This window comes from Thalassospira sp. TSL5-1, from assembly GCF_001907695.1.
Classification (GTDB): domain Bacteria; phylum Pseudomonadota; class Alphaproteobacteria; order Rhodospirillales; family Thalassospiraceae; genus Thalassospira.
This window is the reverse complement of record NZ_KV880637.1, coordinates 1961377-1974804: the sequence shown is the minus strand read 5'-3', so window position 1 is coordinate 1974804 and position 13428 is coordinate 1961377. Positions and strand designations below refer to the sequence as shown.

Here is a 13428-nt window from a genome sequence, read left to right as displayed (position 1 = left end):
ACGGAAGTGCCATTATGAAACGTCTTAGCGATGAATTGACCGTCTCCCCCCAGATCCCGCTGGAGGCCATTCCCGCCATTGCCGATGCTGGCTTTAAAACCATCATTTGCAACCGCCCCGATCAGGAAGACCCAGGCCAGCCGTCCTTTGACGATATTCGTGCCAAAGCCGAAGAATGTGGGCTGGAAGCCGTATTCATGCCTGTCGTTAGCGGCAATGTGCAGGACGCCGATGCGGACACGTTTGCTGACATTCTTGCCAAAGCTGCCAAGCCTGTTTTTGCCTATTGCCGCACGGGTACGCGCTGCACCATTTTGTGGTCGCTTGCCAATGCCGGTAAACTGCCGACCCAGGAAATTGTAACCGCGGCTGCCACTGCCGGTTACGACATGTCGGGCCTTGTGCCGCGGATCGAAGCACGCCGTTAAGCTAAAACCGGCTTGTTGGGATTAGCGGCAGGCCGGTTTTCAGTTCGCGGGGGCTTTGGGTGACAACCTTTTGATCAGGTTGTAGCCAACCAGTGATGGGTGCGGGCGCAAAGGGGGATGGGCAGGTTAAGGACCATCATAAAGGAATAACAATTGCGCCCGGTTTCCCGTTTTTTCCCCATTCTGGATTGGGGACGGCGTTATAATCGCCAGCTTGCCGCTAATGATTTTGTCGCCGCCGTGATCGTTTCGATCATGCTTGTCCCGCAAAGTCTGGCTTATGCCATGTTGGCGGGCTTGCCGCCCGAGGTTGGCTTATATGCCAGTATTTTGCCGCTGGTTGCCTATGCCGTTTTTGGCACCTCGGCAACATTGGCGGTGGGGCCGGTTGCCCTTATATCTCTGATGACGGCATCCATCATCGGATCAGCGCATTTGCCAAACGGTATCAGTCCGGTATCGGCTTCTATGACCCTGGCCGTTATTTCCGGTATTATTTTGCTGGCGATGGGGCTGTTTCGGCTGGGCTTTGTCGCCAATTTTCTAAGTCACCCTGTCATTTCCGGTTTTGTCAGTGCATCTGGCGTTTTGATTGCGGTCGGCCAGGTGCGGCATTTGCTGGGGTTACCTAAAACGGACGGCAATCTGGCGGAAATTCTGGCGGCTTTGTTCGCTCATCTGCCCCAAGTCAATATCCCAACCGTGATCATGGGCTTTGGCTGCCTCGGGTTCCTGTTTTGGGTGCGCAAGGGACTGCCGGCCATATTGTCTCGCTTGGGGCTGGCTGGGATGTGGGCGACTTTTATTGTCCGGGCTGGGCCGGTTTTGGCGGTGATTATGACAACACTGGCAAGCTGGTATTTTGACCTTGCATCGCACGGGGTTAAAATTGTTGGCACAATTCCAAAAGGCTTTCCCGCCTTTACCTTGCCGTCCTTTAACCTGCAACTGTGGCATCAACTGGCATTGCCGGCCTTGCTGATCAGCGTGATCGGTTTTGTCGAAACCGTTTCTGTCGCCCAGACACTGGCTGCAAAAAGGCGCCAGCGTATTCGTCCCGATCAGGAACTGATTGCGCTCGGCATGGCCAATCTGGGGGCGGGGTTTGCGGGGGGCCTGCCGGTGACGGGTGGTTTTGCCCGCTCGATGGTTAATTTTGATGCCGGTGCGCAAACCCCGGCAGCGGGCTTAATGACGGCGGTTGGTATTGCGGCCGCGACCCTGTTTTTAACCCCGGTTTTGTATTATTTGCCCCAGGCGACACTGGCGGCCACCATTATTGTTGCGGTTTTAACGCTGGTGGATATCAAAACCATCATCCATATTTTTCGCTATTCCCGGGCGGATTTTGCCGCGATGGTGGTCACAATCGCCTTAACGTTGTTTTGGGGGATCGAGCCCGGCATTGTCAGTGGTGTGGTGGTTTCGCTAATGCTGTATCTGCATCGCACCAGCCGTCCGCATATTGCCGTGGTCGGGCAGGTGCCAGGGACGGAGCATTTTCGCAATATCCTGCGCCATGATGTGGCAACAGGCACATCGGTTCTGACCGTGCGCCCCGATGAAAGCCTGTATTTTGCCAATTGTCGCTATCTGGAAGATCGCATCTATGCCCTGATTGCCGAAAACCCGGCCTTGCGCCATGTTGTGCTGATGTGTTCGGCGATTAATGAAATTGATTCAAGCGGCCTTGAAAGCCTGCATGAAATTAATGCCCGTTTGCGCGATTCCGGGGTGACGTTTAATTTGTCCGAGGTCAAAGGCCCGGTCATGGACCGTCTTGAACCCTGTGGCTTCATCGCGGAATTGAGCGGCAAGGTTTTTCTGTCGCAATATGATGCGCTTTCAACCCTTGACCCATCGGCACTTACGCCGTGCCGGATTGCATAAATTGCACTATGCAGTTTGGGTGTTTTTGGGGGAAAATGATCTATCCTTGGTCCGCATGTGCGCCATAGGTGCCGTGTATTATCCCAAAGGCGTTATGCTGTATGTCCGATCCTGTCCTGCGTCTGGCAACGGAAGCTGATCTCACTACTTTGGTGCGTATTGAAAAAACCTGTTTTGATCAGGACCGAATGACGCGCCGGACCATGCGGCATTTTATGACCAGTGCGACCGCCCGGTTTTGGGTCGCCGTGTGTGACAATGCCGTTATTGGCTATGTTGTGGTTATTCATCGCAGCAATACGGCGCTGGCACGTCTTTATAGCATGGCGGTGGACCCGGCCTTTCAGCGGGCCGGTATTGGGCAGATGCTGCTGCTCCGTGCCGAGGAAACAACGCTGGATTTCGGTGCGCCGATTTTGCGCCTGGAAGTGCACCCGCAAAACGGCGCGGCCATTTCGCTTTATCGCAAAAATGCCTACCAGGAATTTGCCCTGTATCCCGATTATTATCCGGATCACAGCCCGGCCTTGCGCATGGAAAAGGTCTTGGTGCCGCAATTCCTGCGTCGGCCGTCGCCGCTGCATTTTTATCATCAAACCCTGCCATTCACCTGCGGTCCGGCATCATTGATGATGGCGATGAATGCCTTGAACCCCGCCATTGAAATGGACCGTAGCAGCGAAATCGCCCTATGGCGCGAGGCAACCACCATTTTTATGACATCCGGGCATGGTGGCTGCGGGCCACTGGGCCTGGCATTGGCCGCCTGTCGCCGTGGTTTTAAGGCCGAAGTGCTGGTTTCGCGCGAAGGGCCATTATTTGTGGATACCGTGCGCAAGGCCGAAAATCGCAAGGTGGTCGAACTGGTGCATTACGATTTTGCCGATCAGGCCGCCGAGGCAGGCATTCCGGTAACGGCCGGGGCCTTTGGCATTGATGACATTGAACGTCATACTCGTGATGGGCAAATGGCCCTTGTGCTGATTAGTCAGTATCGCATCTATGGCGATAAAATTCCGCATTGGGTGGTGGTGTCGGGCTTTGACGACCGGTTCGTTTACGTTACCGATCCTGATATTGGCGAGGATGATGAGCCTTATAATGGCAGCGATTGTGTCTCGGTGCCGATCCTGCGCCACGAATTTGATTTGATGGCGCGCTATGGCCGCTCAAAACTTCAGGCCGCTGTCTTTATTGCCAAAGCATAAATAAAAGCCGGTCGTTCTGTTTGATCAGAAGGACCGGCTTTTTTGGTTAAATCGTCCAGGGTTGTGCGATTTGGCTTAATAAATGGGCGATGATGCGGCGATATAAATCCATGCCGATCACGGCATCCTCGACACCGCCATCAATGCTGGGATTGTCATTTACCTCAATCACCATCGGGCCATAGGGCGTTTCTTTCACATCAACACCATAAAGCCCGTTGCCCATCAAACGTGCAGCAGCAAGGGCTGTTTCGACAATGTCGGTCGGCGCATTTTCGACCGGGACAGTTTCAAAGCCGCCTTCTTCGTAATTTTTGCCGTCATCTTCATGTTTGACGATTTGCCAGTGCCCCGGCGCCATGAAATAGCGGCTGGCATAAAGCGTTTCCCCGCCGAGCACGCCAATCCGCCAGTCAAAGGTGGTTTCGACATATTCCTGGATCACCAGCAATTCCGAATTTTTAAACATTTCGCCCGCCACCTGTTGCAGATGTTCAGGCGAGGTAACCTTGCGCACGCCGCGCGAAAAACAGCCGTCAGGTACCTTTAATACGCTGGGGAAATTGAACTGCTTGCCAATTTCATCGATCCGCCGTTTGTCAAAAATCGCACTGCGCGGGGCCGGGATACGATGGGTGCGCAGCAATTCCGCCAGGTAAACCTTGTTCGTGCAGCGCAAAATCGATTCCGGGTCGTCAATCACCGGGATGCCTTCTTTACGCGCCCGCTTGGCAAACCGATAGGTGTGATGGTCCAATGCGGTTGTTTCGCGAATAAGCAGCGCATCAAATTCCGACAGGTGATGAAAATCCTTTGCTGTAATCAGTTCTGCCCGCGCGCCAAGGTCGCTTGCAGCCTGAATAAAATTTGCCAGGGCGTCGCTGTCGGATGGTGGCAACGTTTCGTCAGGATCATACAAAATGGCAACCAGCGCGGTGGGGGCCCGGCCACTGGAAGGTTTGCGCACGCGCCCGCGCAAATAGGCATTAAGGGCCGCCTCAAAGGCGGGCATTTCGCTGGCGTCAATATGTTGCAGCGACGGGGCCTCTATCTCGCGCAGCAGTTTTTTGTCGCCGCTGTTTAAATGCAGCCGCAGGATCGGGCAGCGGAATTGGTCAAAGGTGCGCTGGGCCAAATCGCGAAACCGCTTGTCGGTTGTGCGGCCAAAATAAACGTCAATATGGTCGGGGCGCTCATTGCCTGGTTTGGCAAGGGCGTCGGCAATCATCGGGCCGATTTGGGCGCGCGCGGTTTTTTGCAGGCGTTTCCAGTTCAAATCCAGCAAAACGTCCGCTTCGGGGATCACCCTTTCGCTACGCGCTGCAGCCAGCAGGCTGCAATAATAGCCGCGCGATAAATATTCATAGGAATGGCACAAATTGATGACACGACGATTGCGAATGCCGTGGTTAAGGGCCAGGTAGTCTCGCACTTTCATCACACGCGCCCCGGCCACCTTGAACGGCAGGTCGCGAAGGTTATCAACCAGAATAAGCGGTGCGCCCGTTGACATGGCGGGGGAAAGCTGGGTTGGCGCATCAAACAGGTGCCGTTCCATGCGTTTGCCATCGCAGCCGTCTTCGTAATAATCAGGCAGGGCCTTAATATCGACATAACCATGCCGTTCGTAAATTGCCCGGGCGGAATGGTTGTCATCGCGGACCTCAAGGCGCATTTTGTCGCACCCGGCCTCAATTGCAACGCTTTCCAGCCCGGCAAGCAACTGGGTGCCCAGCCCTTTGCCCTGCCAGTCATTATCAATCGCCAGCGAATAAATGCGTGCCGTGCTGCTACCCGCGCGCAGCAACAACATGCCATAGCCAACAACGCCGGATTCTCCGGCATCGGCAACCAGGACCCGGGCGGTGGGTTGGCGCAAAAACCGTAAAAAGGTCTCGCGTTTCATTCGGTCGGATGTAAAAACGGCCTCTTCAATGGCACAAAGGCCGTCAATATCGGCTTTTCGCGCAGTGCGAACAACAATCGGCGTGGTCTGGAAATGTGGCATAAATGTAACCTTTAAGGCCGATACAGTGGTAATTTTTTCGCGGGAAAAAGCCGCAAAATTTTTATTGTTTGATAGTGCCGTTCATTTGCATGAAGGTCACGTATAATAATGCCGAATTTACGGTCATGCGGTTGCCATTTTTATATGGCATACATGGTAAATTGGCATTGAATTGCCATGCCGGAAAAAACGTTTCGTGAAACATTTGCTCGCGGGCAGCGTATAATATTCCGAAAGACAATTTCGGACACAGGCACAAAAAGGGACTTGGGTGTTTCCAGGAAAAACGTATCCGCCGTCAGGGGGATTGAAAAAACGGTTGATGATGATGTCGGTCTTTGTCGGGGCGTCGATGGTGTCAGCCTGCTCATTTACCGACAAATTACCCTTTGGTGATGGCGCAAACTCCGAGGCAACGCAGGATGTTGGCCGTTCCATCCCCTATTCGGTCACGTTTCAGGGCCTGGACCCGCAGGAAGAACGCCTGTTGGCAACCCTTCGCGAAAACAGCACAGCCATTCGCCTAAAAGACCGGCCAACGCCGACAAAGGCGGGGTTGGAACGGCGTGCGGATGACGATGTTGAACGGTTTACCCGGGTTTTGCGGTCTTTTGGCTTTTATGATGCCATTGTGAATTATGACATTCGCGACGCTGACACACAGCCTGCCAACGGCGAGAGTGAAATTGCGTCTGACGATATTGAAAATGCCGATGTGGCAGACGCGCCGGAAAGTGACGATGATAATGCCGAGCCTGCGGTAAAAAAAGAAACAGCAAATTCCAAAGAGACGGATGCACCCCGTCCGCTTGTATTGCAATACCGGATCGAGACGGGAACCCCTTATCTTTTATCCGATGTCGAATTGAAAATTGTCCATCCCGATGGCACGTCCGAAACCCGTTCGATGACAGATGCGGAATTGAAAACCGCCAACCTGTCGATCGGGATGCGGGCCGAGGCAGAGCCGATTATTCTTGCGGAACAAAGTGTGCTCGATGTGTTTCGCAACGAGGGGTATCCGTTGGTAAAGGCGGGTAAAAAACGGGTATTGGCCGATACGGCAGAAAAAACCATTCGCGTCATCTACGAAGTTACCACTGGCAAAAAGGCGACCTTCGGCAAAATCAATGTCGTGGGAGCAGGGGATGTCGATGCCGATTTTATCCGGGGTTATCATGCCTGGGATTCAGGCGATGTTTATTCGCCCGAAAAAGTCACCGAAACGCGGCGCGACCTGGCGCAATCCAATCTGTTTAATTCCGTGATTGTCAAACCGGTTGGGCCGGTGGGCGACAATGGCGAAATCCCCATCGAAATGCGCGTGCAGGAACGTGATCATCGCACCATCGGTGGCGGTTTGGATTATTCAACCGCCGACGGCCCCGGCGCCAATGCCTTTTGGGAACATCGCAACCTGTTTGGCAAAGGTGAGAAGCTGCGTTTGAAGCTCGAAGGGTCCGGGTTGAAACAGGGCGCATCGGCCAGTTTCCGCAAGCCGCAATTTTTACGGCGCAAACAGGCGCTGGTTGCCGAAGGCGAAGCCACCAGTTACACCACCGATGCCTATGACGGTAATCTGGCAAATGCCTTTACCGGCATTGAACGCCGGTTCTGGAAAAACTGGTCGGCCACCTATGGCGTCACGGCGGAATATTCAGACCTGACAGGTGCCGATTCCCCCAACGAGGAATTTTATCTGGGTGGTTTGCGGGGCATTTTGCGCCACGACAATACCGATAATCCGCTGGACCCGACAAAAGGCGACCGGCTGGAACTATCTGTATCGCCTTATATCAGCCTTGCCGGGGCCAATACTCAGTTTACCTCGGTCTCGCTTGATGGCTCGCAATATTATGCCTTTGATGAAAAGGGGCACTATATTTTGGCCGGCCGGGGCCGTATTGGCAGTATTTTTGGCGATGAACGGTCTTCCTTGCCGTCAAACAAACGGTTTTATTCCGGTGGTGGTGGTTCCGTGCGCGGGTATGAATATCAAACCGTGGGCCCGCTCAATAAAGATGGCGATCCGATCGGCGGGCGTTCGGTGCTTGAAGCCGGGCTGGAATTTCGTGCCCGCATCACAGACAGCATTGGCCTTGTGCCCTTTGTGGAAGGCGGCAACGTTTATGAAACCGTCACGCCCAAGGATTTTGACCTGATGTGGTCAACCGGCCTTGGTTTGCGCTATTACACCGCGATTGGCCCGGTTCGGTTTGATTTTGCGGTACCGTTGGATAAACGCGATAATATTGATGATGACTACCAGATCTATCTTAGCCTGGGTCAGGCGTTTTAATGGCTGAAAAACATACGACCGATAAAACAGCCAAACAGGTTAAACCCCTGCGAAAAGGGGGTGCCGTGCGGTGGTTAAAGCGCGGTGTACTGGGTTTTGTTGCCCTGCTTGTTGTGCTGTCATTGCTGGTTTTTATTGCCGGGACCGGCCCGGTATTGCGGTCCTTGACCCCCTGGATCAATCGCACGGTTTCCGAAGCAATCAATGGTCAGTTTGTCCTTGGTCGGGTTGAGGGCAGTTTGTGGAATAGCCTGTCGGTTTCATCGCTTAACCTGGATATGCCCGATACCGGGTTGAAAGTTGACGGCGATGATCTGGTACTGGCCTGGTCGCCATTGGCGCTGCTGGGGGCGAAAGTTGATATCGACCGCATTGGCGCATCCGCGCTGAACGTAACCTTGCCGAATGCGTCATCCTCCAGCGCTGACGAGGATCAAACTGATGAGAGTGGCAGTTTTACCCTGCCACTGGCCTTCGCGCTTGAAACCCTTGATGTGCCAAAAATCCGTATTACCAATCCGGCGGATGGACGGGTCTTTTCCTATCAGCTTTCGGGTCATGCCCGTGCCAGCCAAAACCTTTCGGCGGTTTTGGCGCTGAATTTGCAGCCGCTGGATGGCGGGGTGGACTATATTCGTGCGAACCTTGATTTTGATGCCGAAGGACAAAAACTAAACGCCGATATTGAAGGCCACTTGGACCACAAGGGGCTCGGCATGGCGTTGGCCGGTCTGACCGAGGCCGAGGCCCCGGATGTCACCCTGTCGCTAAAGGGCAGTGGCCCTGCCAATGACTGGAACGGCGATTTGCAATTTGCGGCAACCAACCTTGCCCGTGTCAATGGCACGGTTACAGTACAAATGGGCGATGAAAAGCATATTGGCTTTGGCCTTGATGTGATGGCGCAAAGCCTGGGGGATTTGGCAAATTCCCTGCCACCTGCCTTGCGTGGCGCGGTCGCCCTTAAAACCGATGGTGTTTTCGATGGCAAAAACAGCCTGCTTGATATTACTGCGTTAAATGTCAGTAAGGATCAGCTTTTAACCGCCAGTGGAACGGCCAAAATCAATTTTGCCGATAACAGCATGGATGCCAACCTGTCATCGGATATTGACGGGGCGGCAAGTGCGTTGCTGGACAATGCCGTTCGTTGGCAGAAGCTAAGCCTGCATGCTCAAGCCAAGGGTGATTTGGCACTGCCCACGATTAATGCCGATATTTCCGCATCCGGCATTGAAACCCCCGTCTCGACAATTGGCACATTGACTGCAACAGCCAATCTGGTTCCCGATGGTGATGATTTTGCCCTGAGAACCGATATTCACACCCGTGATCATCAATTCAACGATGCCGCCCTTGGCGACATGGCCGGGAAGACACAGGATATTTCGCTAGCCGCGGATGCGACCGGTGATTTCAGTGAGATCGCTGTTAAAGACCTGAAGCTTCAAACCCCGAAAATAAATGCCCGGGCCACGGCTATGCTTGATGATACCGGGGCCGTGAAGGATGCCAATCTGATAGCGGATGTTTCTGATCTTTCAGCATTTGCCGCCATTTCCGGCATGGATTTAACTGGTCAGGGACGTGTCGATATTTCAGGTCTTCGCTGGAATGCAGCGCAGGGTGGGCAGGCCAAAATCAATATCACCACCCAACAGGCAGGCTTTGGTATTTCAGAACTGGACCATGTGGTTGGCAGCAGTCCGGTAATAAAGGCTGATTTGGCCATTAGCCCGGCAATGGATCTCTCGGTGGATGTGAATACGATCCAGGCGGCAAATATTGCGGGGGCGGGTAAGGTCAATATCACCGATGATTTTAATACATTGTCGGTCACTGCAGATCTGGGGCTCAAGGCCGGGATCATACCGCCCTCAATCCCGGTTTCGTTAAAGGGCAAGGATGCAAAGCTGACTGTTGCCCTGAATGGTCCGCTGGCAGAGCCCGAAGGCAAAATCACCCTTGCAGCACCTATTGTTGAAACGTCGGACCAGGTGTTTTCGGACGTCAAACTGGCGACCAATATGGCGTGGCAACCCGTCAAGGGCGATGGCGGCAAAACCTTGCAATTGCGCAATCGCGGCGGGTTTTCATGGCAAAATGCGCCTTATAAAATTAATGCCGACCTTGCCTTGCCATCAGATGGATTAGCGGTTTCAAACATTGCCCTGATCGGGGATCATATTGATCTGACCGGTGATCTTGCCATGCCGGACTACGCTGTGCCGTTGCGGGGGAAGATCACGCTCAATAAGCTTGATGCGGTGATGACACAGGCCTTTAGTGTACCGCTTGCCAATGGTCGGATCACGGCGGATGTGACCCTTTCGCCCAAAAATGCTGCGCAGCATGTTACGCTAAGCGCGAAGGCAAAAGGGCTTAGGATGGTTGGCCCTGACGGGATTGAAACCGCCCGGCTGGAAGATGTGCGCCTTGATGGCAGTATTGATAATGCCTTTGCCGATCCAGACCTGAACCTGACCCTGGAAGGGCGCGATATTGGCAGTAATGCCGGGCGCATTGAAACCCTGAAGGCAACATTGGCAGGTGTTTTGAAAAAACTGGGTGTCGGTGTGAAAGCCCGGGCAATGGTGCAAAATCGCATTCCGGTGAAACTGGATACGCAGGCGGAAATTGCCCTTGCCAACGACATTCACATAACAGCCAATAAGCTTGATGCCGATGTTGGTACACAGCATATATCCCTGCGTGCTCCGCTGGAATTTCGTCTTGGTGCGAATGGCAGCATGGTGTCCAATGCCGATGTTGCAATTGGCAATGGTGCGCTTAGGGCAAAGCTTGATCTGGTACCGGGGAAAAGTTTTGTTGCCACGGCAGATGTTGCAGATATTGCCCTGGGCCCCTGGGGGGCGATGTTTGATGTTTCCGGGCTGGATGGCAAGCTGACCTTAAAGGCCACTGCCGAAGAAACCCCAAAAAAACCGGCGACAGCCCGTATCGATGGGACAATCAGCAATATTAGTGTTGCTGCGGCGTCGCAGTTGCCGCCACTGACATTGGAATTAAAGGCGGATTTGCAGGAGGGCGCTGTGAATGCCGGTCTTGAAATGGGGCGTCCTGATTTGAAGGTCCTGACCGCTAGGGGCACGGTGCCGGTTGATGTGTCGTTCCTGAAATCCCGGTTTGCGGCACGCGAGAATGAACCGATTTCAGCACAGGCCAAAATTGATGGCGATATCGGGCAGTTTTGGCCCTATGTGCCGTTGCCGGATCATTCGCTGTCGGGCAATTTAAAGCTTGATGCCAGTGTCGAAGGAACGCTTGCCAAGCCGCTGTGGCAGGGGACCGTTGCAATGCGCGATGGCCGTTATGAACATTTGCAATATGGCACCCTGGTTCAGGACATTGTGCTGGATGGTGACTTTAACAATGATGGTTTTCAGTTAACCCGCCTGACCGCCGATGATGGCGGGCAGGGCACCCTGACCGGCAAGGCGGATGTCAAGCTGGGTGCCGGTGTGGATTACACGGCAAATATCACCATGCGCAACATGGCCGTCACCCGGATGGACGAGTTGCGAGTCTGGACCGATATTGACGTGGATGTCACCGGCAATGAAAACAAGGCAGATATTGAAAGCACGGTCACATTGCGGCGTGGTGAAGTGGATTTAAGCGTTGCTTTGCCCGCATCGGTTCCCGAACTGAATGTGCAAAATCTGGCAAAAACGCCGGATGGGCAAAAGAAGAAAGACGCCCAAAAGAATGCGGGCGGTTTTGTTGCCACGTTGAATGCCAAGGTGGATGTGCCGGGCCGTTTATTTGTGCGCGGCAAGGGCCTGGATTCCGAATGGGGCGGGCATCTTGATATTACCGGCCGGGCGGATAACCCCAAAATTGTCGGCGAATTGCGGGCTTTGCGCGGCCAATTGGACCTGATTGGCAAAACCTTTGTCATCAAGGATTCCAAAATTACGTTTTCAGGGGCGCAACCGCCCGACCCGCTTTTGAATATTGCCGGTGTCTATACAACCGATGACCTGACCGTGACGGCCTCTTTGTCCGGCCCGGCAACAGATCCGCAACTCAGCCTGAGTTCGCAGCCGGCCCTGCCACAGGACGAAATTTTGTCGCAGGTCCTGTTTGGCAAGTCGCAAGGCAGCCTCAGCGCGGTCGAGGCCGTGCAGCTTGCCAATGCGGCCGCGCAATTGTCGGGCAGTGGCGGGGGACTTGATGTGATTGGGACTATTCGTAACTTTATCGGTGCGGATGTGCTTCGTGTTGATGGCGGCGAAAACGGGCCGACGGTTAAGGCGGGGAAATATCTGACCGATGATATTTATGTCGGCACCAAACAGGGGACTACCCCCGGATCAAGCGGTGTCGAGGTGGAAATAGAACTCACCCCGCATATCAAGATTACCAGTGAAACCAGCGAAATAGACAGCAAGGCCGGTATTCAGTTCAAACTGGATTATTAAGGCGTTTTGCCTGATTAAAAAAAAGCCCCGTTACCTGACGTTGGTAGCGGGGCCTTACGCTTTTGGGGCTGATCTTTTTTACAGCGTAATGCCGTCAATCGAAACAAGAGCACCCCGCGCGCCAATCACACAGGCGGCAACCTTTTGTGCAACCGCAATCGAACCTTCAATATCAAGGCCCTGCTGGCGGGCGGCAAGGTAGCTGCCGTTAAAGGAATCGCCAGCCGATGTGGTGTCGATAACGCGCTCTACCTTTGGCGGGATCACTGTGCCGGTTTCACCGTTTTTCGTCAGATAGGTCGAGGGCATTGCCCCGTTTTTGACAATCACTTCGCCTGCACCGGCATCAAGCCAGCGTTTGGCACAGTCAATCGGATTGGCATCGCCAAACAGGGTGGCTTCATCGTCAAATGTCGGCATCAGAATATCGCTGAGGGATGCCATGTGGGCATAAGCTGCCTTGGCCGTTTCGGTATCGGGCCACAGGCGCGGGCGGTGGTTGCTGTCAAAACAGATGCGTGCGCCGTTCTTGCGAAGGATTGATAGCATGGCAAACAGCTTTTCGCGGTCTTCCTGGCTTAGAATGGCAAGCGAAATGCCGGAAAGATAAACCATGCTGTAACCCGCGAGGTTGGCGGCCAGTGTTTGATCATAACCGTCTTTCAGCAATTGCCGTGCGGCAGCATTTTGCCGCCAGTAGCTAAAGCTGCGTTCGCCGCTGGCATCTGTCTGGATGGCATAAAGACCGGGCAAAGCCCCATCAATTTGCCGAACCAGGCTGGCATCCAGGCCATCATGTTTCCAGGCATCCATCATGGCGATGCTGTATGGGTCGTTTCCCAGGGCCGTGACATAGGAAATGGCGTCATCAGCCAGGGCGCTGGCAGTTTCGCCCGGCACGGATTTGCCCTGTTGCGCAATCAGCTTGGTGGCGCGGGCCATATAGACGGCGGCATTCAGGGTATCACCGGCATAAGACAGTTTCGCAGGGCCAAAAACGGATGCCGCCCCGTCACCATCACGGGCGGTTGAGGCCGAAATCTCGATCATACATTCACCAATGAAGGCGGTTTTGGTCATGGCAGCAATCCTGTTTGCGGTTTATTCCCGGAATCAAGGCCGGTTTTCATCTTGTCGATGCGCAACTTGA

7 protein-coding genes are annotated in these 13428 nt (G+C 54.0%); 5 read left to right on the top strand and 2 right to left on the bottom strand.

All coding sequences use genetic code 11. From position 1 onward, the window contains the following. Window positions 1-14 precede the first annotated feature (14 nt). The 3 genes from LF95_RS09310 (at window position 15) to LF95_RS09300 (ending at window position 3526) form a co-directional block, all read left to right on the top strand. On the top strand, window positions 15-428 hold the full coding sequence (locus LF95_RS09310) for a protein tyrosine phosphatase family protein (protein WP_073954675.1): 414 nt from the start codon (window positions 15-17) through the stop codon (window positions 426-428). Between the two features lie 153 nt (window positions 429-581). After that, on the top strand, window positions 582-2318 hold the full coding sequence (locus LF95_RS09305; protein WP_073954674.1) for a SulP family inorganic anion transporter: 1737 nt from the start codon (window positions 582-584) through the stop codon (window positions 2316-2318). Window positions 2319-2419: 101 nt separating this feature from the next. Continuing rightward, window positions 2420-3526: a GNAT family N-acetyltransferase/peptidase C39 family protein gene (locus tag LF95_RS09300; protein WP_073954673.1), complete on the top strand. Its 1107-nt coding sequence runs from the start codon at window positions 2420-2422 to the stop codon at window positions 3524-3526. Between the two features lie 46 nt (window positions 3527-3572). Here LF95_RS09300 and LF95_RS09295 read toward each other — a convergent pair whose 3' ends face one another. Continuing rightward, window positions 3573-5534 (bottom strand): GNAT family N-acetyltransferase, encoded by a 1962-nt coding sequence (locus LF95_RS09295; protein WP_073954672.1) that lies wholly within the window; start codon window positions 5532-5534, stop codon window positions 3573-3575. 307 nt (window positions 5535-5841) lie between these two features. Here LF95_RS09295 and LF95_RS09290 point away from each other — a divergent pair, with 307 nt between their 5' ends. Further along, entirely contained in the window at window positions 5842-7833 is a 1992-nt protein-coding gene (locus LF95_RS09290; RefSeq protein WP_252509704.1) for an autotransporter assembly complex protein TamA, read from the top strand. Further along, window positions 7833-12278 (top strand): translocation/assembly module TamB domain-containing protein, encoded by a 4446-nt coding sequence (locus tag LF95_RS09285; protein ID WP_073954671.1) that lies wholly within the window; start codon window positions 7833-7835, stop codon window positions 12276-12278. The genes LF95_RS09290 and LF95_RS09285 overlap by 1 nt, the downstream gene beginning before the upstream one ends. A gap of 78 nt (window positions 12279-12356) precedes the next feature. Here LF95_RS09285 and LF95_RS09280 read toward each other — a convergent pair whose 3' ends face one another. Further along, a complete protein-coding gene (locus tag LF95_RS09280; protein WP_073954670.1) occupies window positions 12357-13358 on the bottom strand; it encodes a sugar kinase in 1002 nt (333 codons plus the stop codon). Window positions 13359-13428: the final 70 nt, after the last annotated feature.

What these genes read in the sequence shown, in the direction of transcription:
- LF95_RS09310 (WP_073954675.1), top strand. Translation starts at nt 15, where the DNA reads ATGAAACGTCTTAGCGATGAATTGACCGTCTCCCCCCAGATCCCGCTG.
- LF95_RS09280 (WP_073954670.1), bottom strand. Translation starts at nt 13,358, where the DNA reads ATGACCAAAACCGCCTTCATTGGTGAATGTATGATCGAGATTTCGGCC.
- LF95_RS09300 (WP_073954673.1), top strand. Translation starts at nt 2,420, where the DNA reads ATGTCCGATCCTGTCCTGCGTCTGGCAACGGAAGCTGATCTCACTACT.
- LF95_RS09295 (WP_073954672.1), bottom strand. Translation starts at nt 5,534, where the DNA reads ATGCCACATTTCCAGACCACGCCGATTGTTGTTCGCACTGCGCGAAAA.
- LF95_RS09285 (WP_073954671.1), top strand. Translation starts at nt 7,833, where the DNA reads ATGGCTGAAAAACATACGACCGATAAAACAGCCAAACAGGTTAAACCC.